Raw genomic sequence first — 24,060 nt, 5'->3', positions numbered from 1 at the left:
GTGCGGTGACCTCGGCTCAGGCGTCGTCTCGGGATTCGCGGTGTTCGCGTAGCTCTTTGATCTCGCGGGCGAAGTCCTCGGCGGAGCTGAAAGACCGATACACGGACGCGAAGCGCAGGTACGCCACCTCGTCGAGATCACGAAGCGGACCGAGAATGGCGAGGCCGACCTCGTTGCTCGGGATCTCCGCAGAACCCGACGCCCGGACCGCGTCCTCGACCTGCTGGGCAAGAAGATTCAGGGCGTCGTTGTCTACCTGCCGGCCCTGGCAGGCGCGGCGCACTCCCCGTACCACCTTCTCCCGGCTGAACGGTTCGGTGACACCACTGCGCTTGACCACCGACAGCACGGCCGTCTCGACGGTGGTGAATCGGCGACCACACTCGGGGCACGAGCGGCGGCGACGGATGGCCTGTCCTTCGTCGGCTTCTCGCGAATCGACCACACGTGAATCGGGGTGCCGGCAGAACGGGCAGTGCATGGCGATTCCTTCGTTGTAGCCGTCGTGGCCGCAACTGTTCGCCTCCCCCGATGGCGAACCGACGAAAACGGATTCACGCAGCGGATGCACGATCTCGACGCGACCACACGAAGTGGTGGGACTGACAGCATCCGAGACTACTCGGCCGCCCTGGGGGACAGACATGCAGAGCCACCCCCGTCACCGGGTAGAGGACGACGGGACGATCAGACTCTGGCCCGGGTGGAGCGCCGAATTGGACATGGCGTTCAGCTCCATGATCCGCTCGACCACCTGTGCCACCGGCAATTCCGGGGAGATCCGCGCCGCGAGCGCTGCCAGGCTCTCCCCCTGCTGCACCTGCACGACCTCCGTGGCCGCCGAATTGCTCACACCGTCGGTCGTGGCCAGCTGAGCCACCCCGACGAGCCCGCACAACACACCCGCCGTGATCACGACACTCGCGAGCACCATCCGCCAGCCGACGTCGTTTGCCCCGCGCGCGTGATCGGCACGGGAGACACCGGTGTGGGTGGGCCGGTACGCGACGGCGCCGGACGACGGGCGCCGCAGCTCGCCGTCGGTGCGCCGGCGGCGCGGCTCGGTCCGGTACGACCGTGCGGCCCCGGACCGGACGACACCCCGTTCCAGGGCCTGCCGGTTCAGCACTGCCTGCCGATGGAGAACTGCGTTGCTCATCGGTACCTCCGCTGCTCGTATCCGTTGTCAGATCCGTTGTCGTCAGATCCGTTGTCGTATCCGCTACCGACCCGGTCGGTGTCTGATCGCTCCGGTCGTTCGATCACGCGTTCGAAAGAACACATGTTCGATTTCTACCACGGCACTCCGACAATGTCTCTACTTCTCGCGACACGTGTCGAACAGATGTTTGAAACTCCGAGGAAAGCGGGATAGATTCGTGTCACGCGGCACAGCAGTCACATGCGACCCATACCGAGAAGATCCACATACAGACGGAGGCACCTCGCCATGAAGGACGACAGCTCGACCGACGGTTCGACTCCACGTGTGAGCGGTGGCTCCGCCGCCGGGTTGACCGACCGGCAGCGCCGTGTCCTCGAGGTGATTCGCACGTCCGTCAACGAGCGCGGATATCCGCCGAGCATCCGCGAGATCGGCGACGCCGTGGGGCTCACCTCCACGTCGTCCGTCGCTCATCAACTGCGCACGCTGGAGCGGAAGGGCTTCCTCCGCCGGGATCCCAATCGTCCCCGCGCCGTGGACGTGCGCGGCCTCGACGAGGTGGCGGCGGGAGCCGCGGCGAACGCGAGCGCCGCAGTCGGGTTGGCCGCGGTCAAGTCCGGCGCCGACGGCGCACCCCTGCCGGAACCCACGTTCGTCCCGGTCCTCGGCCGGATCGCGGCCGGTGGCCCGATCCTCGCCGAGGAAGCAGTCGAGGACGTGTTCCCGCTCCCCCGCGAACTGGTGGGCCAGGGCTCACTGTTCCTGCTCAAGGTCGTCGGCGAATCGATGATCGATGCCGCGATCTGCGACGGCGACTGGGTAGTGGTCCGTCAGCAGAACGTGGCGGAGAACGGAGACATCGTGGCAGCGATGATCGACGGCGAAGCAACCGTCAAGACGTTCAAACGCACCGAGAACGAGGTGTGGCTGATGCCGCACAATCCGCTGTTCGATCCGATCCCCGGCAACGACGCGGTCATTCTGGGCAAGGTCGTCACGGTCATGCGCAAGATCTAGTCACCGCCGCGCGGAGACACGAGGAGGCCCCACGGCGATTGCCGTGGGGCCTTCTCGCATCCACCCCGGATACGCAGGTCGCGCCTCGTCAGAGATTGAGGCCGCGACCGATGATTTCCTTCATGATCTCGGTGGTACCGCCGTAGATGGTCTGGACACGAGAATCCATGTAGGCCTTGGCAATCGGGTACTCCTTCATGTATCCGTAGCCGCCGTGCAGCTGCAGGCACCGGTCGATCAGCCGGACCTGCGCCTCGGTGGTCCACCACTTGGCCATCGCCGCTTCCTGCACCGACAGCTTCTCGTCGTTGAGCAGTTCGATGAACTTGTCGACGAGCACTCGGACGGCCGTTGCCTCGGTGGCGAGTTCGGCGAGCACGAAGCGGGTGTTCTGGAAGCTGCCGATCGACTTGCCGAACGCCTTCCGGTCGCGGCAGTACTGGATCGTCATGTCGAGTGCCGATTCCATTGCGGCCGCGGCCACCACGGCGATCGACAGCCGCTCCTGGGGAAGGTTCTTCATCAGGTAGAGGAAGCCCATCCCCTCCTCACCGAGGAGGTTGGCGGCGGGAACGCGGACGTCGGCGAAGCTGAGCTCCGCGGTGTCCTGCGCCTTCATCCCGATCTTGTCGAGATTGCGGCCGCGTTCGAAGCCCGGCATGTCCCGTTCGACGACCAGGAGGCTGAATCCCTGCGCCCCCTTGTCGGGATCGGTACACGCGACGACGATCACGAGGTCGGCGTTGATGCCGTTGGTGATGAACGTCTTGGAACCGTTGAGGACCCAGTCGTCGCCGTCGCGCACGGCGCGCGTCTTGATGCCCTGCAGGTCGCTGCCGGTGCCCGGTTCGGTCATCGCGATGGCGGTGATCAGCTCGCCCGACGCGAAGCCGGGCAGCCAACGCTGCTTCTGCTCCGCGTTGCTCAGTTCGAGCAGGTACGGCGCGACGACGTCATTGTGCAAGGTGAAGCCGATGCCGCTGTACCCGCCGCGGGTGGTCTCCTCGGTGATTATCGCGTTGTACCGGAAGTCGCGCACGCCGCCGCCGCCGAATTCCTCCGGTACGGCCATGCCGAGGAAGCCCTGCTTGCCGGCCTCGACCCACAGGCTGCGGTCGACGATGTTCTGCTCTTCCCACTTGGCGTGGTTCGGCTCGGCGTGCTGTGCGAGAAACTTGCGGTACGACTCCCGGAACAGTTCGTGCTCCGGTTCGAACAGGGTGCGCTCCACGCCGACTCCTCGTATCAACTATCTGGGTACGTCTCGTTCGACGGTAGAGGCGAGGAACACCGTGGTGAATGACCCAGGTGATCGGGATTCGTGACCCATCCGGTCACCGTGTCAGGGCTTGCGGAACCGCGCGAGCGAGCGCATCACCGGGTAGGCGACGAGGATGCCGACCGAACCCCACGCGATGCCACCGAGTTCCACGGATCCGATCGTCAGCGTCAGGTCGCCGATGCCGGCGACGAGCGCCGCAGCGACCACGGTGAGGTTCACGGGGTCGGTGAAGTCCACCTCGGCGTCCATCCAGATGCGCACACCGAGGACGCCGATCAGTCCGTACAGCACGAGGGTGGCGCCGCCGATGACACCGTTCGGCACCGTGAACACGAGGGCACCGAACTTCGGTGAGAACGCGAGAACCACGGCGGTGGCGGCCGCGACCCAGTAGGCGGCGGTGGAGTACACCCGCGTCGCGGCCATGACTCCGATGTTCTCGGCGTACGTGGTGGTTCCGGAGCCGCCGCCGAATCCGGCGAGGGTGGTGGCCAATCCGTCCGCAACGAGGGCGTCGCCGGCGACGTCGTCGAGCGACCGACCCGTCATGGCCGACACCGCCTTGACGTGGCCGACGTTCTCGGCGATCAGGACGATGACCACCGGCAGGGTCAGCGCGATCACGGACCATTCGAACGTCGGTCCCCGCAGTTCGGGCACGCCGAACCAGGCCGCCTCCCGCAGCGCCGTCACCCGCTCCTCGGCGAGCCCGCCGATCACGGCGGCGAACACCCAGCCGACGACGACCCCGACGAGAATGCCGAGACGGCCCAGCAGTCCCGGACCGAGCACGGTCACGAGCAGGATCGCCAGCAGGGTCACCCCGGCGATCAGCGGTTGCGATTCGAACGAATCCACCGCGGTGGGTGCGAGATTGAGCCCGATCAACGCGACCACGGCGCCGGTGACGACCGGGGGCATGACGGCGTCGATGACTCGCGATCCGGCCAGCTTCACTGCGATGCCCACCACGAGCAGCAACAGACCCGCGGCGGCAACACCGCCGAGTTGCGCGGCGGGACCCGAACTCTGCGACGCCGTCAGCGGCGCGATGAACGCGAACGACGATCCGAGATAGCTGGGGATGCGGCCACGGGTGATGAGCAGGAACAGGGCCGTCCCGATACCCGAGAACAGCAGTGTCGTCGTGACCGGGAACCCGGTGATGGTCGGCACCAGGAGGGTGGCGCCGAACATCGCGATGACGTGCTGCATCCCGATTCCGACCGTGCGCGGCCAGGTGAGACGCTCGCCGGGAGCGACCACCTCGCCCTCACCGATCCGCCTGCCGTCACCGTGCAGCGTCCACCCGAACGCCCGTGTGGGGGTGGACGGGCCGGCTGAGCCGCCGGCCGGACCGTCGGGGGCGTCGGTTTCTCTTTTCGTCACAGTTCGCCAATAGTAGGCACGATCTGGGAGTTTCGCGCCTTCGGGACCGGATCCCGCAGCACACCGGGGCTACGCGCCCAGCACCCGGACCGCCGCGGCACGCGCCTCCGCAGGATCGCTCGTGGCGAGCACGTCCTCGGCGGCACGACGGCAGTCGTCCAGCGAGACCGATCCCACCTTCGCACCCACACCGGATACGGCGGCACCCGCGCAGGACAGCGACGTGACCCCGAGTCCGATCAGCACGCAGGCGAGCAGCGGGTCGGCGGCCGCCTCGCCGCAGACGCCGACCGGTTTGCCTGCCGCGATGCCCGCCGCGGCCGTGCGGGCGACGAGCGCGAGGACCGCCGGCTGCCAGGGATCGGTGAGCGATGCCAGGTCGGAGGACATCCGGTCGGCGGCCATCGTGTACTGCGCGAGGTCGTTCGTGCCGATGGACAGGAAGTCGACGTGGCGCAGAAGACGGTCGGCCAGGAGCGCGGCGGCCGGTACCTCGACCATCACGCCGGGCACGAGTCCGCGAGCCCGGACCTCCGCCGCGAAGGATTCGGCCTCGGCGGGAGTCGAGATCATCGGCGCCATCACCCACGGCTGCGACTGCGTCTGCTTCGCCGCGGCGGCGACGGCGTCGAGTTGCCTGCTGAGGATGCCCGGATTCTGTTCGGCGATCCGGATTCCGCGGACCCCGAGTGCCGGGTTCGCCTCTTCGGCGTGGTTGGCGAAGCGCAGCGGCTTGTCCGAACCCGCGTCGAGCGTCCGGATCACCACTTTCCGGCCGGCGAACGCGTCGAGCACCTCGCCGTAGATCTCGGCCTGCTCGTCGACGCCGGGCTCGGAATCGCGGTCCAGGAAGCACAACTCGGTGCGGAAAAGTCCGACGCCCTCGGCGGCGGTCGTGGCGGCCGACCGCGCACCGGCCCCGTCCTGAACATTGGCCAGAATCGACACGGAATGTCCGTCGCTCGTGCGGCCGGGCCCCTCCCACGACTGGATGCGGATCCGTTCGGCGCGGCCGTGTTCCACGGCGGCGCGGGCCTCCACGGGGTCCGGTTCGACGACGAGTTCGCCGGCCGAGCCGTCGAGGAGGACGGGGGTGCCCGCGACGACGGATTCGAGGTCACGCACCGCGACCACACACGGAATGCCCAGCTGCCGCGAGATGATCGCGGTGTGGCTGGTGGGGCCGCCGAGGACGGTCACGAGTCCGACGATCAGCTCGGGATCGAGACCGGCGGTGTCGGCGGGCGCGAGGTCCTGGGCACACAGGATCGACGGTGTCGTGGGCACGGGGATGCCGGGTTCGGGCAGACCGAGGAGTTCGGACACCACGCGGTCCCGGATGTCGCGCAGGTCGGTCACCCGTTCGGCCATCAGCCCGCCCATCTTGGTGAACAGGGTTGCGAACTGCTCGGTGGCCTCGGCCGCCGCTTCCTCGGCCGGGGTTCCACCGGCGATCAGCTTCTGCGCTGCACCGAGCCAGCCGCGATCGGCGGCCATCGCCGCGTTCGCCTGCAGCACCTCTGCCGCGGCGCCGGACACGCTCGCCGCGCGGTCGCGGAGTCGTTGCGACACCACGGCGGCCGCTTCCTCGAATCGGACCTTCTCCGCGTCGCGCGACACCTCGTCGATCCGGGCCGAACCGGGCGCGACCTCCGGCCGCGGAGCCGGCCAGATCACCGGCGCGTAGGCAATGCCCGGTACCACCGGTGTACCTCGCACGATTTCACGGTTTTCGGTCATCGGATCCTCCTGGCCGGTTCGTTCTGTCTTCGCACAGTCGGAAATGCGAATCGACTATGTGACGGAGATTACTCTCAACTCTTGACATGTCAACACACTCGGGCGTAAAACAACATGACACAACATTTCGTGTGATGCAGACCATAACGGATCGCGTCACCGAATACTTCATCGACGAGAACAGGAACGGGGTCACGGTGTATCCGGAAGAACGCCAGCAAGCGGTCACCACGCTGATCTCGCAGCGGGGACGCATGTCGGTCGCGGACCTCTCCGACACGTTCGGCGTCACCACCGAGACCGTGCGACGTGACCTCGCGCTACTCGAGCGTCTCGGCCACGTCCGCCGCGTGCACGGCGGCGCGGTGCCCGCGGGGTCCCTCACCGTCACCGAGCCCGGCATGACGGAGCGCGATCACACCCGCGCCGAGCAGAAGGACCGGATCGCCAAGCGCGCCGCCACCTACCTGCCGCCGTCCGGTGGCAGCGTGCTGTTCGACGCGGGAACCACGACGGGGCGCATCATCCCGGAACTCCCGTCCGATCTGGACCTCACCGTGATCACCAACTCGGTGCCGATCGCCGCCCGGCTCGCGGGACTCAATTCGGTGACGCTCCACATGCTGGGCGGCCGGGTGCGCGGCATCACGCAGGCCGCCGTCGGCGAGGAGGCGCTGCGCATCCTCGATGTCCTCCGCGTCGACGTCGCGTTCATCGGCACCAACGCGCTCAGCGTCGGCCACGGCCTGTCCACACCGGACACCGAGGAGGCCGCGGTCAAGCGCGCGATGGTCCGGTGCGCCAACCACGTCGTCGTGGTCGCCGACTCGTCGAAGGTCGGCCGCGAGCACCTCGTGAGCTTCGCCCCCATCCACAGCGTCGACATCCTCGTCACCGACGCCGACATCAGTTCCGCAGACCGAGCCCACTTCCACGACCAGGGAATCGAGGTGGTGATCGCATGATCGTCACGCTGACCGCCAATCCGAGCATCGACCGCACCGTCAACCTGGTGGGGCGCCTCGAACGAGGAACCGTCCTGCGCGCGGCCGCGACCCACAGCGACCCCGGCGGCAAGGGCGTCAACGTCGCCCGCGCACTCACCTCGGCCGGTGTCGCCGCGGTCGCCGTACTCCCCGGCAACGAGGGCGATCCCCTGCTCACCGCCCTGTCCGAGCACGGGATCGAGCACGTGACCGTGGCGACGTCCGGTCCGGCGCGCACCAACATCACCATCACCGAGCCGGACGGCACCACCACCAAGGTCAACGAACCGGGCGTCGCGATGTCGGCCGGGTCCCTCGCCGATCTGCAGTCGGAGATCATCGAGCGCGGGTCCCGGGCCGAATGGGTGGTGCTGTCCGGGTCGCTTCCCCCGGGCATTCCCACCGACTGGTACGCCACGCTCGTCGAGGCTTTGCGCTCGGCGCCGTGCAGGGTCGCCGTCGACACGTCGGACGCCCCGCTGCTCGCGCTCGCGGACCGGTTCCCCGCGGCCGCTCCCGACCTCGTGAAACCGAACAGCGAGGAACTCGCGCAGCTCACGGGCGCCGACGGGCAGCTGCTCGAGGCGTCCGCGCTGCGCGGGGACCCGACGGCCACCGCCCATGCCGGCAGGCAACTCGTGGACCGCGGGGTCGAAGCCGTCCTCGCCACGCTCGGCGCCGCGGGTGCGGTTCTCGTGACCGAGGCCGGCGCCTGGTGGGCCACGCCACCACCGATCGTCGCCCGCAGCACCGTCGGCGCCGGCGACTCGTCGCTGGCGGGTTACCTGGCAGCGCACATGTCCGGTGCAACGCCCGCGGACTGCCTCCGATCCGCCGTCGCCTACGGCAGCGCAGCGGCAGCCCTCCCCGGCACCACCCTGCCGACCCCCGAACACGTCGACATCGACGCCGTCACCGTCACCGCCCTCAGCTCCCCCGCCCCCGATCCGGCCTGAACCAGAAGGAAACACCATGTCTCACTCGACACCCGACCGCGATTCGGGGCCGCAGATCATCAGCGAAGATCTGATCTCCCTGGACACCGACCTCGGAGCCTCCAAGGAGGACGTGATCTCCGCGCTCTCCCGGCGTCTGGCCGACGCCGGTCGCGCCACCGAAGCGGACGCTCTCCGCGACGCCGCACTGGCGCGTGAATCACAATCGGCTACAGGACTTCCCGGTGGGATCGCGATCCCCCACTGCCGTTCCGAAGCTGTTGTGGCGGCGTCCCTCGGATTCGCCCGGCTCGCCCCGAAGGTCGACTTCGGCGCCCCCGACGGACCCGCAGATCTGGTGTTCCTCATCGCCGCACCCGAAGGTGCGGGCGCGGAGCACATGAAGCTGCTCTCCTCGCTCGCGCGGGCACTGGTCCGCCCCGCCTTCGTCGGCGCCCTGCGTGATGCGAAGACCCCCGCCGAGATCGTCACCCTGGTGAACGACGTCCTGGCACCCGCACCCGCCGCCACACCGGCTGCCGCGTCCCCCGCCACACCGGCTGCCGCTGCGGCAGCCCCCGCGGCCGCTGCCGCGGCCCCGGCTCCGAAGCCCGAACCGGTCACCCCGGAGAAGGAACCCGAGCCCGAGGCACCGAAGCACATCGTCGCGGTCACGGCCTGCCCCACCGGCATCGCCCACACGTACATGGCGGCCGACTCCCTCGTCGCCGCCGGCGAACGCGCGGGCGTCGTCGTCCACGTGGAGACGCAGGGTTCGAGCGGAAGCACACCGCTGGCACCGGGAGTGATCGCGGGCGCGTCCGCCGTCATCTTCGCCACCGATGTCGGGGTGAAGGGCAAGGAACGCTTCGCGGGCAAGCCGGTGGTGGCGTCGGGAGTCAAGCGCGCCATCAACGAGCCCGACACCATGATCACCGAGGCACTGCGCGCGGGCATGAACCCGTCCGCGGCCACCGTGGACGCGGGTAGTGCCGGCAGCGCGGCGGACGAGCCGGCCGGATCGATCGGCTGGGGCACCCACCTGCGTCAGGTGCTGCTCACCGGTGTCAGTTACATGATCCCCTTCGTCGCCGCCGGCGGTCTGCTGATCGCCCTCGGCTTCCTGCTCGGCGGGTACGAGATCTCCGGTCCCGCGGAGGACATCGTCCTCAGCAACTCCCTCGGCCAACTCCCCGACGGTGGCCTGGCGACGTACCTGGGCGCGGTGCTGTTCCAACTGGGTTCGCTGGCATTCAGCTTCCTCGTGCCCGCTCTGGCCGGTTACATCGCCTTCGCCATCGCCGATCGGCCTGGTCTGGCGCCGGGCTTCACCGCGGGTGCCGTCGCGGTCTTCGTCGGCGCCGGATTCATCGGAGGCCTCGTCGGTGGTCTGATCGCCGGTGTGGTCGCGCTGTGGATCAGCCGGATCCCGGTTCCCCAATGGTTGCGCGGCCTGATGCCGGTGGTGATCATTCCGCTGTTCGCGACCCTGATCGTCGGCGCCCTCATGTTCCTGGTCCTGGGCCGTCCGCTCGCCGCGATCACGTCGGGCCTGACGAACTGGCTCAACGGTCTGTCCGGCAGCTCCGTCATCTTCCTCGGCATCATCCTCGGCCTGATGATGTGCTTCGACCTCGGTGGCCCGGTGAACAAGGCGGCGTACGCGTTCGCGGTGGCCGGCCTCAACGTCAACGATCCCGCCTCGCTGCGGATCATGGCGGCCGTCATGGCTGCGGGCATGGTCCCGCCGCTGGCGATGGCTCTCGCGTCGACCGTCCTGCGTCCCAGCCTGTTCAGCGAGGCGGAACGCGAGAACGGCAAGGCGGCCTGGCTTCTCGGCTCGGCGTTCATCTCCGAAGGTGCCATTCCGTTCGCCGCCGCCGACCCGCTGCGCGTCATTCCCTCGATGATGGCCGGCGGCGCAGTCACCGGCGCCCTGATCATGGCGTTCGACGTCACCCTCAGCGCACCGCACGGCGGAATCTTCGTCTTCTTCGCCATCGGCAACCTGCTGTGGTTCCTGGTGGCGCTGGCCGCCGGTGTCGTCGTCGCCGCACTGTGCGTCGTCGGCGCCAAAGAATTCATCAAGCCCGGCGCGTCCGACGCCGAACTCGACCCCGACGTTGCGACCGTCGCAGCGTAAGAGAAACAGATCGCCCCGCATCAACCCCACCGACAGAGGAGAGAGTCCCATGCCCAGCACCACAGTCGCCGTCGGTTCGTCCATCGGCCTGCACGCCCGTCCCGCCGCCGTCATCGCCGAAGCGGTTGCCGCCGCCGGTGTGCCCGTCACGCTGGCCGTGGCGGACGGCGAACCCGTGGACGCCGGCTCCGCACTGCTCATCATGACGCTCGGCGCCACCAAGGGCACCGACGTCACGGTCACCAGCGACGACGCCGACGCCGTCGAGAAGGTGGCCCAGCTGGTGGCGGCCGACCTCGACGCCTGACCGGTATCCGGCCGTCAGCCGGTGACGCCCAGCTGACGGCCGGTCCAGTCCATCTCCCGTTCGAGCGCCGCACTCCAGGTGGCCCCTTCGTGGCCACCGGGGAGGTCGTAGTACCGCACGTGCAGACCGGCCGCCCGCGCGGCAGCGAACATCCGCTGCTGCTGCGGGCGGTATTCGTCGTCCGCCGCCCCGGCGACGAACACCCCGGTCAATTCCGGGAACTGCCGCGTCCTCAGCACGTCGACCGGATTGACCGCCGCGAACGCCCGCTCGTCGCCGGCGAACGTCGCCGCGACCGTCCCCGCGTGATCGCCCAGCGAGGGCTCGTCCTGGCCTAAGAAGTCGAGAAACGTCGGGTAGATCGCCGGATAGTTCACGGCCAGCTGGATCGAACAGGTTCCCCCGTAGGAGAATCCGCCGATCGCCCACTGCGCAGGATCGTGCGACACCTGCAGAGACTTCTCGATCCAGGCGGGGACGTCACGAGCGACGTAGGTGGCGGCGTTCCCCAGCGCCGAATCCAGGCAGAGCGGATTCGCGTCCTGCGACCCCAGTGCGTCGACCACCACGACGACCGGTGCGAGGCCGTCGTGCCGCGCGGCGTACGCATCCACCGTGGACCCCAGTCGTCCGCTGCTGAACCAGTCCTGGGGGCGCCCCGGCTGTCCCGCGATCATGACCATGACGGGGAGCACGGCGCGGGGTGAGGTCAGGTACGCCGGCGGCAGATACAGCACGGCCGGCCGGGCCGGGAATCCGGATTCGGTGCCGGGGATCTCCACTTCCGTCACCACACCGGAGCCGGGTGTGCGCACCGGACGTGTCCACACCGAGTCCGCCGGGGTCCCGGACTGCACGGCGCTCTCGAACCCGGGGACGTCTCCGAACGACACCGGCTCGACGACCGTCGGCGGGCGGTGTCCCACCAGCGAACCGACGGTCGGGAAGACGCCGACCTCCGCGTTTACCTGCCCCACCGCCGCGGCCGCGACCACGGCACCTGCCGCCCCGACCGCCGCGGCGCGGAGGACACCGGGTTTCCGGAGCAGGATGGTGGCTGCGAGTACGAGGGTGCCGACGGCGAGCCAGATCCATGCGTAACCCGCCGGCGGTATCTGATTGGGAAGCGGCCGGTACCTCGCCCACACCGCTCCCCCGATCACCGCGGTCGCGGGCACCGCGACCGCGGCGGCGCGGAGGATCGGCGCCCTTGCGGAACGCGACGCCGCGAGCATCACGACGACGCCCACCACTACGGCAACGGTCGATGCGGCCTGGGCGCGACCGTGCTCGAGCGACAGGTGGGCGATACGCGACAACAACTCGTGGGCCTGCACCCCGCCAGTATTCACACCGCGTCGGTCATCGAAAGAATCAGGCTCGCAACATTTCTCGCAAAACAGACCTATCGGGCACGGCGGCGGATCAGGAAGCCGGCGACGACCACGAGCACGACCGCGCCGCCGGCGACGCCGATTCCCCACACCGTTCCCGGCGACTGCGCCGACGCCTCGTCGGCGGCTGTCTGCGCGCGGGCCTGCTCCTGCACCCTCGACACCGCCCCGGGCAACGCCTGAATCGGCGGAACGGGCCCCTCCCGCGCCTCGGAGGCGATCAGCAGGTCGCCGTTCTCGGTGAACGCGATCGACTCCCCCTGCGGCTGCTGCGGCACGTGTGCGCGCACCACGGGCCCCGCGGCGAACGCGGCGGCCAGGTCGCCGTCCGGGGCGGAGAACAGGAACACGTCGGAGTAGCTGCGGATGGCGGCCACGGTTCCGTCGGCGGACACGGCGCCGCCGGTGAACATCGTCGAATGCAGGGCCGGCGCCGTGGTGCCGCTCCCGGTGGTGGCGTCGTCGGCGCCGTTCGTCTCCGCGACGTCCAGCGTCCCCACCTTCTCGAGCGGGGTCGGGCCGGGGCTCGCGAGGTCGCCCACGACGGCGCCCCCGGCAGGCCGGTACACGTTGCCCGCCCCGAACACTTCCTTCGTGACGATCAGCGGGGTGCCGTCGCGCTGGACGAGAACGGTCTCCGCGTCGTGCGGGCCGTCCGGATACGTCAGCCGATGCAGTTCTCCCGCACCGGTGTCGCGGTCCATCGCGATCAGTGCCACCGTGTCGCGGCGGCGTCCGTTGTCGCCGGTGTCGGCGAGCCACAGCCGGCCGTCGGGGCCGGACGCCATGTCCTCGACGTCGTACGGATCGACCGGCAGCGGAAGCCACCGCTGCACGGCGCAGTTCCCGTCCATCACCGCGACCGCGCGGTCGGAACCGCTGTCACCGACCGCATAGAGCAGTCCCCCGGCCGACACGAGCCCCGACAACTCTTCCAGCGAGGCCTCGTCCGGGGTTCCGGCCGCCGAATCGTCGGGAGTGCAGAGCGGACCGAATTCCGACGCATCGACGGCCGTCTGATCGCGGAAGAACGGCTCGGCCGATCCGGCGCCCGCCGCCGCGAGCGGTGTGCACGCAGCGAGGACTGCAACCGCGACTCGGAGCGACCACCGTGAGCGCGACCACCGTGAACGGTCAGGCACTGCCGTTGTACTGAACCAGTGCCGACGCCAGCGCTTCGGGCACCCGCGCATGGACGCGCGTGCCGTCCTCCTCGTGGGACGAGTCGAGGATCTGTCCGTCCGAGTGGATCCGGGCCATCAGATCTCCCCGGTTGTACGGGAGGAGCACGCTGACCTCGATCTCCGGGCGGATCAGGACGTCGCTGAGATGCTCGCGCAACTCGGCGATGCCTTCCCCGGTCCGGGCGGAGACGAACGACGCACCCGGCAGCAGGCCGCGCAACTGGGTCAACGTGACCGGGTCGGCCGCGTCGATCTTGTTCACCACGATGAGCTCCGGCGGCGCTGCGGCGTCGTTCTCCCGGATCACCTCGGTGATCACCTCGTGGACGGCCCTGATCTGATCCGTGGGCAGCGGATCGGAACCGTCGACGACGTGCAGCAGCAGATCCGCGTCCGTGACTTCCTCCAGCGTCGAGCGGAACGCCTCGATCAGCTGCGTCGGCAGGTGCCGCACGAACCCGACGGTGTCGGTGAGGACGTACTCGCGGCCGTCGTCCAGCGCCGCCCGCCGGGTGGTGGGATCCAGGGTGGCGAACAGCGCGTTCTGCACCAGCACCCCGGACCCGGTCAGCGCGTTGAGCAGGCTCGACTTGCCTGCGTTGGTGTAGCCGACGATCGCGATGGACGGGGTCTCGCTGCGCAGACGCCTGGTGCGTTTGGTGTCGCGGGCGGCCTTCATGCCCTTGATCTCGCGGCGCAGCTTCGCCATCCGCTCCCGGATTCGCCGGCGGTCCGTCTCGATCTTGGTCTCACCAGGACCACGCAGACCCACGCCGCCGTTGCTGCCGGCGCGACCACCCGCCTGCCGGGACATCGATTCACCCCAGCCACGCAGTCGGGGCAGCATGTATTCCATCTGGGCCAGCGCCACCTGCGCTTTGCCCTCCCTGGACGTCGCATGCTGAGCGAAGATGTCGAGGATGAGGGCCGTCCGGTCGATGACCTTGACCTTGACGACCTTCTCCAGCGCGGTCAACTGCGCGGGAGTGAGTTCACCGTCGCAGATGACGGTGTCGGCGCCGGTCGAGAGGACGACCTCACGGAGTTCCTCGGCCTTACCGGAGCCGATGTAGGTGGCAGCGTCGGGTTTGTCCCGCCGCTGGACGAGGCCCTCGAGGACCTCGGACCCGGCGGTCTCGGCCAGCGCCGCGAGCTCGGCCATGCTGGATTCGGCCTGCGCCGCGGTTCCCTGCGTCCAGACACCGACGAGCACCACGCGTTCGAGGCGCAGCTGTCGGTATTCGACCTCGGTGACGTCTGTGAGCTCGGTGGAGAGCCCGGCAACTCGGCGCAGCGCGCTGCGGTCCTCGAGTTGCATCTCGCCGACCGAAGGGCGCCCGTCGTCGTAGGCGAACTCAGTGGAGTCGGAGATCGGCGATTCTTCTGTGCGATGTGTTTTCGTCATACACCCTCATGATCCCACGGAATGTCGAGGGTGTGCACGTGCATTTCGCGCAGGGCGATCAGGCGAGTCCGTTCCACCAGCCGTCGTCGAGGTTCCCGGACGCCACCAGGACGGACGGTCCACGCAACGTCGCCCGGCCGCCGGACACCGCGACAGTGACCTGACCACCGGGAATACGGACGTTCACCTCACCGGAGTCGGCCCCCTCGAAGCGCAGCGCGGCGGTGGCCGCGGCCACCGTGCCGGTGCCGCACGACCGGGTTTCGCCGACCCCGCGCTCATGCACCCGCATGTCCACGGCACCGGAATCGATGCGGGTGAGGATCTCCACGTTGACGCCGTGCGGGAAGAAGCCGGGATCGAACCCGGGTGCAGCCGTCAGGTCGAGGGCCGACAGGGACGCCGCCGTGAGGTGCGCATCGACACACGCCAGGTGCGGGTTGCCGACGTCGATGCCGATCCCGTTGAACACCTTGCCGTCGATAGTCGCGGCACTGGTTCCCAGATCGCGCACCACACCCATGTCGACGGTGACCTCACCGAAGGCGCCGTCGGCCGAGTGCACGATCACCGGTTTGCCGCCGGCCCGGCTGCCCACCACGAACTCGTCGCGGGACTCGAGCCCCGCCGCCCGGAGGTAGTGGGCGAAGACGCGGACGCCGTTGCCACACATCTCCGCGATCGACCCGTCGGCGTTGCGGTAGTCCATGAACCAGTCGTCCTCCGACGTGCCGTCGGGGAGTTCGGCGAGCACACCGGCGCCGGCCAGCGCACCGGCCTTCGCGACGCGCAGGATTCCGTCGGCGCCGAGCCCGCGCCTGCGATCGCACAACGCCGCCACCCGCGGGGCCGACAGGTCGATGCGGACATCGGGATCCGGGAGGACCACGAAGTCGTTCTCGGTGCCGTGTCCCTTGCTGAAATCCATGCGCACCACTCTAACCAACGGTCGAGCAGGTGCTGTTCATCTGTGCGACCGCGGTGCGGTTCATTTACGCGACCGCGGTGCGGTTCATTTTCGCGACCGCGGTGCGGTTCATTTGCGCTGCCGGGCGATTTCGTAGAGGGCGACGGCGCCGGCGGAGGGGGCGCCGAGGGAACTCGCGGCGCCTCCGATCGGGATGCTGACCACCGTGTCGCAGGCGTCGCGCCACGCGGCGCTCATCCCGCGGGTCTCGTTGCCGATCACGAGCACGGTGCCGCCGCCGAAGTCGTGGGCGTCGATGGTGACGGAGCCGGTCTCGTCGGTGCCGACGATGTGCAGGTCGGTTCCGGACGCACGCCGGGCGTCGCGGAAGGCGAGGATCTCCTCGACGGACGAGACCGTGACGACGGGCATCGCAAAGAGGGATCCGGTGGAGGCGCGGACACTCCGGGGGTCGAATGGATCTGCGCCGTGGCCGACGACGACGACCGCGTCGGCGCCGAACGCGTTGGCGGAACGGACGAGGGTGCCCAGATTTCCGGGTGAGGCGGGCCGGTCGAACACGACGATCAGGGGGACGGACTGCAGTCGCAGGTCCTTCAGTCGCGGGGTTCGTGTCTTCGCAATGGCGATCAGTTCCGGCGCGGTGGTGGTGGTCTTCTCGCCCAGTTCGGCCATCAGTTCGGCACTGACACCGATCTGTTCGACGGACCGGGTCTCGAGCAGTTCCCGCGCCCAGTCGGACAGTGGCGGGCCGTCGATGCGGTGCAGCAGCGATTCGATCGGCCAGTCGTGTTCCAGCGCCAGGTTGAGGGGGCGGACGCCCTGGATCAGGAAGCGTCCCGCCTTCGTTCGTTTGGCGCGGTTGGTGAGGTAGGACTGCCACTGCTGGAAACGGGCGTTGCGGGTGGTCACCAGCAGGGACGGGGCCGGACGGTTGCGTCCGGACGGTGCGCGGCTCATCGTTCTCCCAGTGTTCGGGTCTCGCCGAGGGTGCGGATCGTGGTGTCCGCGAGGTCGGGGTCGCTTCCGTCGACCCAGTGGATGCGGGTGTCGCGGCGGAACCACGACCGTTGCCTGCGCACGTAGCGCCGGGTGCCGATGAACGTGCGTTCCTGTGCCTCGTCGAGGTCGTATTCGCCGTCGAGCCACGCGAGGACCTGCGCATAGCCGATGGCCCGGGGGGCGGTGACGCCCTCGCGCAGTCCCAGGTCTATGAGCCCGCGGACCTCGTCGACGAGCCCGCGTTCGAACATGAGCCGGGTGCGGAGCCGGATCCGGTCGTCGAGTTCGGCGGTGTCCCGGTCGACACCGACGATGTGTGTGCCCCAGCGCGGCTCGCCGATGCGAGGGGCCGACGCCGCGAACGGTTTCCCGGTGATCTCGACGACTTCGAGGGCACGGACCAGGCGTCTGCCGTCGGTGGGGAGGATCGACGCCGCGGCCTCGGGGTCCACCCGGCCGAGTTCGGCGTGGACGGCCGCGACGCCCTTCTCGGTGAGGACTGCTTCCCACCGCGCCCGCACCGACGCATCGGTGGCGGGGAAGCTCCACTCGTCGAGCAGCGACTGCACGTACATCATCGATCCGCCGACGATGACCGGCACGGCGCCGCGCGCGGCGATCGCCTCCACATCACGGACCGCCGCCTGCTGATAGTTCGCGACGGTGGCCGTCTCCGTCACGTCGAGCACGTCGAGTTGGTGGTGCGGGATTCCGCGGCGCTCGGCCGGGGCGAGTTTCGCGGTGCCGATGTCCATGCCCCGGTACAGCTGCATCGCGTCGATGTTGACGATTTCGCCGCCGAGACGTTCGGCCAGGTCCAGTGCGAGATCCGACTTTCCGGTGGCGGTCGGTCCGACGACGGCGATCGGCACGGGTGACGTCACGGACGCCACTCCCCCACGTGGTAGCCGACTCCGTAGGGGGCTGCGCTGTACAGCGTCCGGCAGGATGCGGGCGGCGCGGCGAACACGCCGGCGAGCACCTGCCACGGGACGCGCCCGCCGATGCCGAGGGACTCGCACTCCGCGGGTTCGAGGGCCAGCAGCGCGTCGCGGTCGCCGGTGTCGAGCGCCGCGTCGATCCTGGCCTGCACGCCTTCCGCGCGCGGGTCGAACGCGCCCGGCGCCTTCGCCGTGAGGGTGTTCGCCCCGTCCGCGACGATCACCAGCCCCCGCGGCTCCGGTTCCCGGTCGAGAAGCGTGCGCAGTTCCGCGCCGTACGCGGCGCACTGTTCCGGGGACAGGTCGGCTGAGAGGATCCGCGCGTCGACGACGGCGTCCGGCGCGCACGTCCCCCGAATCCACCCGGCCGTCAGCGCCGCGAGCGGCAGGTCGGGGTCGGGATCGCCTGCCGGACCGGGCCGCAGCGCGACCCGCACGTCGACGCCGTAGCCGCGATAGGTGCCCTGGGCGTCGGCCCGCACCTCCACCGCGGCCGGTGCCGCTCCGACCGCCACCCACTCGGTGGCGAGCGCGGACAACGCCTTCGCCGCCGTCTGGACCGCGTCCCGCAACGGCGCCGTCTCCGCAGCGGCCGCCCCGGTCAGTTCGGGTACCAGGAGCGGTGGGGACGGCACGAGGATTGCGGCGGTGAACACACAGTCACGCTAGTCGACCGTCCGAGGGGACCCGACATCCGATTCTGGTGCTGCCGTCAATCGGTACCAACGCGGACCGTCCGACCTGATTCAATAGTCCACAGGGCCCGTACCGGGTTGAATGGAGCCAGCACCCGTCCCGGGTCGTATGGAGCCAGTATTGCGTTCAGGCAGCCGTGACGCGCGGCAGAGATGAGGAACCGATGACCGACAGCAGCGACGCGAAGCCCGCCGTGGAGCCTGCCGCTCAGCAGCACGACACACCGAAGTCCAGCGTCCCGAAGCCCGGTGCCGCCGCGAAACCGGGTGCGCCCAAGCCCCACCCCACACCGACACACGCCCTCTCCGCCCCCGCCGTCGCCGCCCCCGCCCACAGTGACCCGAGCAAGTTCGGCCGCGTGGACGACGACGGCACCGCCTGGGTGAAGACCGCGGACGGCGAACGGCAGATCGGGTCGTGGCAGGCCGGAGACGCGGCGGAGGGTCTGGCGCACTTCGGAAGGCGCTTCGACGATCTGGCAACGGAAGTGGCACTCCTCGAGGCCCGGCTCAGCTCCGGTGCGGGCGACGCGAAGAAGACCAAGGCGGCCGCGCTCGCGCTCGCCGAATCCCTCCCGACCGCCGCGGTGATCGGTGACATCGATTCACTCGCGGCGCGGCTCGACGTCATCATCGCCGGATCCGACGAGGCTGCGGCCCACGCCAAGCACGAGAAGGAACTGTCGCGGCAGGCTCACACCGAACGCAAGGAAGCACTGGCCGCCGAGGCGGAACAGATCGGTGCCGAATCCACGCAGTGGAAGGCCGCCGGCGACCGGTTGCGCGAGATCCTGGACGAGTGGAAGACGATCCGCGGGATCGACCGGAAGGTCGACGACGCCCTGTGGAAGCGGTACTCGAAGGCGCGGGAGGCGTTCAACCGTCGCCGCGGCGCCCATTTCGCCGAACTCGATCGCGAGCGCGCCGCCGCCAAGACCAAGAAGGAAGAGCTCGTCATACGGGCCGAGGCGCTGTCCGACTCCACTGACTGGGGCCCCACGGCCGGAGCTTTCCGTGACCTGCTCGCCGAGTGGAAGGCCGCCGGCCGCGCACCGCGGGAAGCCGACGACAACCTGTGGAAGCGCTTCAAGGGCGCTCAGGACGTGTTCTTCGCCGCCCGCAACGCCGCGTCCTCCGAACGCGACGCCGAGTTCGAGGAGAACGCGGTCGCCAAGGAAGAGTTGCTGAAGAACGCCGGCCACATCGATCCGGCCAAGGACATCGACGCGGCGAGGGCGGCGCTCCGCGACCTGCAGGAGAAGTGGGACGCCATCGGGAAGGTGCCCCGCGAGCGGATGCACGACCTCGAGGGCAAGCTGCGGGCCATCGAGAAGCGTGTCCGCGACGCCGCCGACGAGGAATGGCGCCGCACCGACCCGGAGGCCCTCGCCCGGGCCGCGCAGTTCCGGGAGCGGGTCACGCAGTTCGAGGAACAGGCCGCCAAGGCGACCGCGGCGGGCAAGACGAAGGACGCCGAGAGCGCCCTCGCGCAGGCCAAGCAGTGGCGCGAATGGGCCGAGGCGGCGGAGGGCGCCGTCAGCGGGCAGTAGGTCCGATCAGCCGACGTTCCAGTCGCCGCGTCGCTCCGCTTCGGCGGCAGCGGCGCGGCGTTCCTCTTCCGCGGCCAGTTGCAGGGCGGTCCGGCTCCAGACCACCTTCAACCAGTGGAACGTGAGCACGATGACGGTGAGCCAGCCGATGATCAGGCCGATCCCCGGTCCGGCCGCCTCGACCCCGGGCGCCGGTGTCTGCCGCGACCAGATGGCGAGCATGCCGAACACGATGGACACGGCGGTCCCGGCGAGGGCCACCCACGCGAGGGCCCAGCGGCGGGTGACGAGCGCCAGCATCGACACGACGACCCCGAACACCACCTCGAACCACACGAACAGCCGCGACGGCAGGGCGATCGTCTCCGCGCGGGCGTCGTCCCCGTACACCAGTACCTCCCAGCCGTTGGCGATGCCGGAGTGCGGCAACGTCAGCGAGCCGAGGAGCACGACCACCGCAACCGCGACGACGAGCGCACGCGCGCCGGGATCGATCTCGCCGGCCACCTTCTTCTCGGCGGCGTCGAAATCCTTCAGGTAACTCTCGATCGGCTCGTTCTCGGCGCCCGAACCGTTGTCGCCGGTCCGGTTTCCGTCGTGCCGTTTGTCGTCGAACGGGGAGGTCATGCGTTGCATCCCATCTGGGCGGGTAGTGGTGCGGGCGCACCGATCTGCGGCAGTCCGAGTCCCACGCCGATCGGCGGGGTCTTCGGGGTCACGCCCTTCTCGAAGGAGTCGCCCGCGCGGGTGCGGCGGTGGGTCAGGACCGGGGTGTCGGCGACGAGGTGGTGCGGGGCGGCGGCACTGACGACGACGGTGACGACGTCGCCGGGCCGGACGGTCCCGTCGAGGTTGCCCTCGGGCCGGAAGTGGACGAGCCGGCCGTCGCGGGCGCGCCCGCTCATCCGGGCGGTCTCCGCATTCTTGCGACCCTCCCCGGCGGCGACGAGCAGTTCCACCTCGGCGCCGACGAGCTTCTGGTTCTCCTCGAGGGTGATCTGTTCCTGCAACGCGATGAGACGTTCGTACCGTTCCTGGACGACGACCTTGGGCAGCTGCTCGTCCATCTCCGCGGCCGGGGTGCCCGGCCGCTTGGAGTACTGGAACGTGTAGGCGCTGGTGAAGCGCGCCTGCCGGACGACGTCGAGTGTGTCCTGGAAGTCTTCCTCGGTCTCACCCGGGAAGCCCACGATGATGTCGGTGGTGATGGCCGCGTGCGGCATCGCGGTGCGCACCTTGTCGATGATTCCCAGGAACCGCGACTTCCGGTAGGAGCGGCGCATCGCCTTCAGCACGCGGTCCGAGCCGGACTGCAGCGGCATGTGCAGCTGGGGACACACGTTGGGGGTCTCGGCCATCGCCTCGATGACGTCGTCGGTGAACTCGGCCGGGTGCGGAGACGTGAAGCGCACTCGCTCGAGACCGTCGATCTCTCCGCATGCGCGCAGCAGCGCGGCGAACGCGCCGCGGTCGCGGGGCTGGTCCGGATCCGCGAACGACACGCCGTACGCGTTGACGTTCTGCCCGAGCAGGGTGACCTCGACGACGCCCTCGTTCACCAGAGCCTGCACCTCGGCCAGGATGTCGCCGGGGCGCCGGTCGACCTCCTTGCCGCGCAGCGCGGGCACGATGCAGAACGTGCAGGTGTTGTTGCATCCCACCGAGATGGACACCCAGCCGGCGTACGCCGACTCCCGCTTGGCGGGCAGCGTCGACGGGAATGCCTCCAGCGCGTCGAGGATCTCGACCTCGGCCCGCTGGTTGTGGCGGGCCCGGTCCAGCAACGCGGGGAGCGAACCGATGTTGTGGGTGCCGAACACGACGTCCACCCACGGCGCCTTCTTCACGACGACGTCGCGGTCCTTCTGCGCCAGGCACCCGCCGACCGCGATCTGCATGTCGGGGTTCTGTTCCTTCGCAGGCGCGAGGTGGCTCAGGTTGCCGTACAACTTGTTGTCGGCGTTCTCCCGCACCGCGCAGGTGTTGAAGACGACGAGGTCGGGTGCCTGCCCCGCGGCCGCCCTCGTGTAGCCGGCGTCCTCGAGGAGCCCCGACAACCGCTCGGAGTCGTGCACGTTCATTTGGCAGCCGTACGTGCGCACCTCGTAGCTGCGGTGAGGGGTCTGGTCGATCGTGTCCACGTATGCCAGGGTACGGCCCGCGCCAAATCGCCTCGTCGCGGCCGGTGTGCGCCCGGACACACGCCCGAAGCCGGACAGTAAAGTTTCCGTGACATCCCGAGGATTCTCGGAGCAAATGGCAGGTGCTCCCGCTCCCAACACATAGGGTCATCGACTATGACGCAAGCCGACGACGCGACGCCGACACCCTCCACGGGCGCGGCCCCGTCCATGATCTCGATGAAATCGGTGAACAAACACTTCGGCGCCCTCCACGTCCTCCAGGAGATCGACCTCGAAGTCCCTCGCGGACAGGTCGTGATCGTGCTCGGACCGTCCGGCTCGGGTAAGTCGACGCTGTGCCGCACCATCAACCGCCTCGAGCCCATCGACTCCGGTGAGATCGCGGTGGACGGCAAGGTACTTCCGGCCGAGGGCAAGGCTCTGGCGGCGCTGCGCGCCGACGTGGGCATGGTGTTCCAGTCGTTCAACCTGTTCGCCCACAAGACGATCCTCGACAACGTGATGCTCGCACCGGTCAAGGTGCGGAAGAAGAGCGGCGCCGACGCGAAGGCGAAGGCCTACGAACTTCTCGAGCGGGTCGGCATCGCCAACCAGGCGGACAAGTACCCGGCGCAGTTGTCGGGCGGTCAGCAGCAGCGAGTCGCGATCGCACGTGCACTTGCCATGAACCCCAAGGTCATGCTGTTCGACGAGCCGACGTCCGCACTCGACCCGGAAATGGTCAACGAGGTCCTGGACGTCATGACCTCGCTGGCCAAGGAAGGCATGACCATGCTCGTGGTGACCCACGAGATGGGCTTCGCCCGCAAGGTCGGCCACCGGGTTCTCTTCATGGCCGACGGCCAGATCGTCGAGGACGCCGAGCCCGCCACGTTCTTCACCGCTCCCAAATCCGAGCGCGCGAAGGACTTTCTCGGCAAGATTCTCAGCCACTGACTCGAAAGGGCGCCGCTGCGGTGCTCTCTCGGTCGACCGTGCTCGACACGCAACACCCGTCATTTCAATTGGAGGAACTCGATGAGGATCAATCGCTCGATTCGCGTGGGAATCGGCGTCATGGCGCTCGCCGTCGTCGCATCTGCCTGTGGCGGAGGTGAAGAGAAGAGCGCCTCCCAGAGCGCGTCGGAGGGCAAGCTCACGGTCGGAATCAAGTACGACCAGCCCGGCCTCGGATTGCGCAACCCCGACGGGTCCTTCAGCGGCTTCGACGTCGAGGTGGCCGAATACGTGGCCGGCAAGCTGGGTGTCGCGCCCGAGAACATCGAGTTCAAGGAGTCCCCGTCGGCTCAGCGCGAGACGCTGATCGAGAACGGTGAGGTCGACTACATCGTCGCCACCTACTCGATCACCGACGCCCGCAAGGAGAAGGTCGACTTCGCCGGGCCGTACTTCATCGCCGGACAGTCGCTCCTGGTGAAGTCCGACAACACCGACATCACCGGCCCCGATTCGCTCAACGGCGGGAAGAAGCTGTGCTCCGTGACCGGGTCCACCCCGGCGCAGAAGGTCAAGGACACGTACGCGCAGGACGTGCAGCTGCAGGAGTTCGACACGTACTCCGCCTGCGTCGAGGCGCTGCGTAACGGTGCGGTCGACGCCGTCACCACCGACGACATCATCCTCGCCGGCTATGCGGCGCAGTACCCGGGCGAGCTGAAGGTGGTCGGCGAGCCGTTCACCGAAGAGCGCTACGGCATCGGACTGGCCAAGGGTGACGACGAGACCCGCGCCAAGATCAACGACGCCATCGACGCGATGATCGCGGACGGCTCGTGGGCGCGCGCGTTCAACGAGACCGTCGGCGCGTCGGGTTACCCGATCCCCGCCCCGCCGACCGTCGATCGGTACTGAGC

The 24,060-nt window shown here is 69.1% G+C and carries 22 protein-coding genes; 8 read left to right on the top strand and 14 right to left on the bottom strand.

Annotation, left to right across the window (positions count from 1 at the left end):
- Positions 1-16: 16 nt before the first annotated feature.
- Positions 17-481 carry a transcriptional regulator NrdR gene (gene nrdR, locus QM693_RS18945; RefSeq protein WP_015890458.1) on the bottom strand — a complete coding sequence of 155 codons (465 nt, stop codon included), beginning with the start codon at positions 479-481 and terminating at the stop codon, positions 17-19.
- Between the two features lie 180 nt (positions 482-661).
- Positions 662-1,159 (bottom strand): LysM peptidoglycan-binding domain-containing protein, encoded by a 498-nt coding sequence (locus QM693_RS18940; RefSeq protein WP_283331929.1) that lies wholly within the window; start codon positions 1,157-1,159, stop codon positions 662-664.
- Positions 1,160-1,450: 291 nt separating this feature from the next.
- On the opposite strand from QM693_RS18940, the gene lexA reads away from it, so the two are divergent.
- Complete coding sequence (lexA, locus tag QM693_RS18935; protein ID WP_009480043.1) at positions 1,451-2,182, top strand: transcriptional repressor LexA; 732 nt, start codon at positions 1,451-1,453, stop codon at positions 2,180-2,182.
- Positions 2,183-2,270: 88 nt separating this feature from the next.
- Here the strand turns inward: lexA and QM693_RS18930 are convergent, their stop codons facing one another.
- From QM693_RS18930 to ptsP, 3 genes are all read right to left on the bottom strand, one after another.
- Positions 2,271-3,413, bottom strand: a complete 1,143-nt coding sequence (locus tag QM693_RS18930) for an acyl-CoA dehydrogenase family protein (protein WP_283353135.1) — start codon at positions 3,411-3,413, stop codon at positions 2,271-2,273.
- A gap of 111 nt (positions 3,414-3,524) precedes the next feature.
- Complete coding sequence (locus tag QM693_RS18925) at positions 3,525-4,853, bottom strand: uracil-xanthine permease family protein (protein ID WP_065490622.1); 1,329 nt, start codon at positions 4,851-4,853, stop codon at positions 3,525-3,527.
- A 69-nt stretch (positions 4,854-4,922) separates the two neighbouring features.
- Positions 4,923-6,593, bottom strand: a complete 1,671-nt coding sequence (gene ptsP, locus QM693_RS18920) for a phosphoenolpyruvate--protein phosphotransferase (RefSeq protein ID WP_105414561.1) — start codon at positions 6,591-6,593, stop codon at positions 4,923-4,925.
- A gap of 197 nt (positions 6,594-6,790) precedes the next feature.
- Between ptsP and QM693_RS18915 the strand changes: the two genes are divergently transcribed.
- The 4 genes from QM693_RS18915 to QM693_RS18900 are packed head-to-tail and all read left to right on the top strand — an operon-like array spanning position 6,791 to position 10,964.
- The gene (locus QM693_RS18915; protein ID WP_105414635.1) at positions 6,791-7,558 is read left to right on the top strand and encodes a DeoR/GlpR family DNA-binding transcription regulator; all 768 of its coding nucleotides are present in this window, start codon (positions 6,791-6,793) and stop codon (positions 7,556-7,558) included.
- Positions 7,555-8,535 carry a 1-phosphofructokinase gene (gene pfkB / locus QM693_RS18910; RefSeq protein WP_283353134.1) on the top strand — a complete coding sequence of 327 codons (981 nt, stop codon included), beginning with the start codon at positions 7,555-7,557 and terminating at the stop codon, positions 8,533-8,535. The genes QM693_RS18915 and pfkB overlap by 4 nt, the downstream gene beginning before the upstream one ends.
- A 16-nt stretch (positions 8,536-8,551) precedes the next feature.
- On the top strand, positions 8,552-10,657 hold the full coding sequence (locus QM693_RS18905; RefSeq protein WP_283353133.1) for a PTS fructose transporter subunit IIABC: 2,106 nt from the start codon (positions 8,552-8,554) through the stop codon (positions 10,655-10,657).
- A 49-nt stretch (positions 10,658-10,706) separates the two neighbouring features.
- The gene (locus tag QM693_RS18900) at positions 10,707-10,964 is read left to right on the top strand and encodes an HPr family phosphocarrier protein (RefSeq protein WP_005261132.1); all 258 of its coding nucleotides are present in this window, start codon (positions 10,707-10,709) and stop codon (positions 10,962-10,964) included.
- Between the two features lie 14 nt (positions 10,965-10,978).
- Here the strand turns inward: QM693_RS18900 and QM693_RS18895 are convergent, their stop codons facing one another.
- The 7 genes from QM693_RS18895 to QM693_RS18865 all read right to left on the bottom strand — a co-directional run bounded on the left by QM693_RS18895 (position 10,979) and on the right by QM693_RS18865 (position 18,474).
- Positions 10,979-12,301, bottom strand: a complete 1,323-nt coding sequence (locus QM693_RS18895) for an alpha/beta hydrolase (RefSeq protein WP_283353132.1) — start codon at positions 12,299-12,301, stop codon at positions 10,979-10,981.
- Between the two features lie 68 nt (positions 12,302-12,369).
- Positions 12,370-13,500 carry a hypothetical protein gene (locus QM693_RS18890; RefSeq protein ID WP_283353131.1) on the bottom strand — a complete coding sequence of 377 codons (1,131 nt, stop codon included), beginning with the start codon at positions 13,498-13,500 and terminating at the stop codon, positions 12,370-12,372.
- A complete protein-coding gene (hflX, locus tag QM693_RS18885) occupies positions 13,493-14,947 on the bottom strand; it encodes a GTPase HflX (protein WP_283353130.1) in 1,455 nt (484 codons plus the stop codon). Before hflX ends, QM693_RS18890 begins: the two co-directional genes overlap by 8 nt.
- Positions 14,948-15,005: 58 nt before the next feature.
- Positions 15,006-15,875: a diaminopimelate epimerase gene (gene dapF, locus QM693_RS18880; RefSeq protein ID WP_280783282.1), complete on the bottom strand. Its 870-nt coding sequence runs from the start codon at positions 15,873-15,875 to the stop codon at positions 15,006-15,008.
- Between the two features lie 108 nt (positions 15,876-15,983).
- Complete coding sequence (locus QM693_RS18875; protein WP_283353129.1) at positions 15,984-16,835, bottom strand: TrmH family RNA methyltransferase; 852 nt, start codon at positions 16,833-16,835, stop codon at positions 15,984-15,986.
- Complete coding sequence (gene miaA, locus QM693_RS18870) at positions 16,832-17,761, bottom strand: tRNA (adenosine(37)-N6)-dimethylallyltransferase MiaA (protein WP_283353128.1); 930 nt, start codon at positions 17,759-17,761, stop codon at positions 16,832-16,834. The genes QM693_RS18875 and miaA overlap by 4 nt, the downstream gene beginning before the upstream one ends.
- Entirely contained in the window at positions 17,758-18,474 is a 717-nt protein-coding gene (locus QM693_RS18865) for a class III extradiol dioxygenase subunit B-like domain-containing protein (protein ID WP_283353127.1), read from the bottom strand. Before QM693_RS18865 ends, miaA begins: the two co-directional genes overlap by 4 nt.
- A gap of 203 nt (positions 18,475-18,677) precedes the next feature.
- Between QM693_RS18865 and QM693_RS18860 the strand changes: the two genes are divergently transcribed.
- Positions 18,678-20,063: a DUF349 domain-containing protein gene (locus QM693_RS18860; RefSeq protein ID WP_283353126.1), complete on the top strand. Its 1,386-nt coding sequence runs from the start codon at positions 18,678-18,680 to the stop codon at positions 20,061-20,063.
- Between the two features lie 6 nt (positions 20,064-20,069).
- On the opposite strand, the gene QM693_RS18855 is transcribed toward QM693_RS18860, so the two are convergent.
- The gene (locus tag QM693_RS18855) at positions 20,070-20,690 is read right to left on the bottom strand and encodes an Rv2732c family membrane protein (protein WP_105414551.1); all 621 of its coding nucleotides are present in this window, start codon (positions 20,688-20,690) and stop codon (positions 20,070-20,072) included.
- Positions 20,687-22,204, bottom strand: coding sequence for a tRNA (N6-isopentenyl adenosine(37)-C2)-methylthiotransferase MiaB (miaB, locus tag QM693_RS18850; RefSeq protein WP_280783277.1), 1,518 nt, complete (start codon positions 22,202-22,204; stop codon positions 20,687-20,689). The genes QM693_RS18855 and miaB overlap by 4 nt, the downstream gene beginning before the upstream one ends.
- A gap of 210 nt (positions 22,205-22,414) precedes the next feature.
- On the opposite strand from miaB, the gene QM693_RS18845 reads away from it, so the two are divergent.
- Together QM693_RS18845 and QM693_RS18840 are read left to right on the top strand one after the other, a co-directional pair.
- Positions 22,415-23,143 carry an amino acid ABC transporter ATP-binding protein gene (locus QM693_RS18845; protein ID WP_105414634.1) on the top strand — a complete coding sequence of 243 codons (729 nt, stop codon included), beginning with the start codon at positions 22,415-22,417 and terminating at the stop codon, positions 23,141-23,143.
- 81 nt (positions 23,144-23,224) lie between these two features.
- Positions 23,225-24,058, top strand: coding sequence for a glutamate ABC transporter substrate-binding protein (locus QM693_RS18840; protein ID WP_105414549.1), 834 nt, complete (start codon positions 23,225-23,227; stop codon positions 24,056-24,058).
- The last annotated feature ends 2 nt before the right edge of the window (positions 24,059-24,060 follow it).

The sequence above is a fragment of the Rhodococcus sp. IEGM 1305 genome, assembly GCF_030058635.1.
In the GTDB taxonomy this organism is placed as follows: Bacteria; Actinomycetota; Actinomycetes; order Mycobacteriales; family Mycobacteriaceae; genus Rhodococcus_F; species Rhodococcus_F opacus_D.
This window is presented reverse-complemented; position numbering and strand designations above follow the sequence as displayed.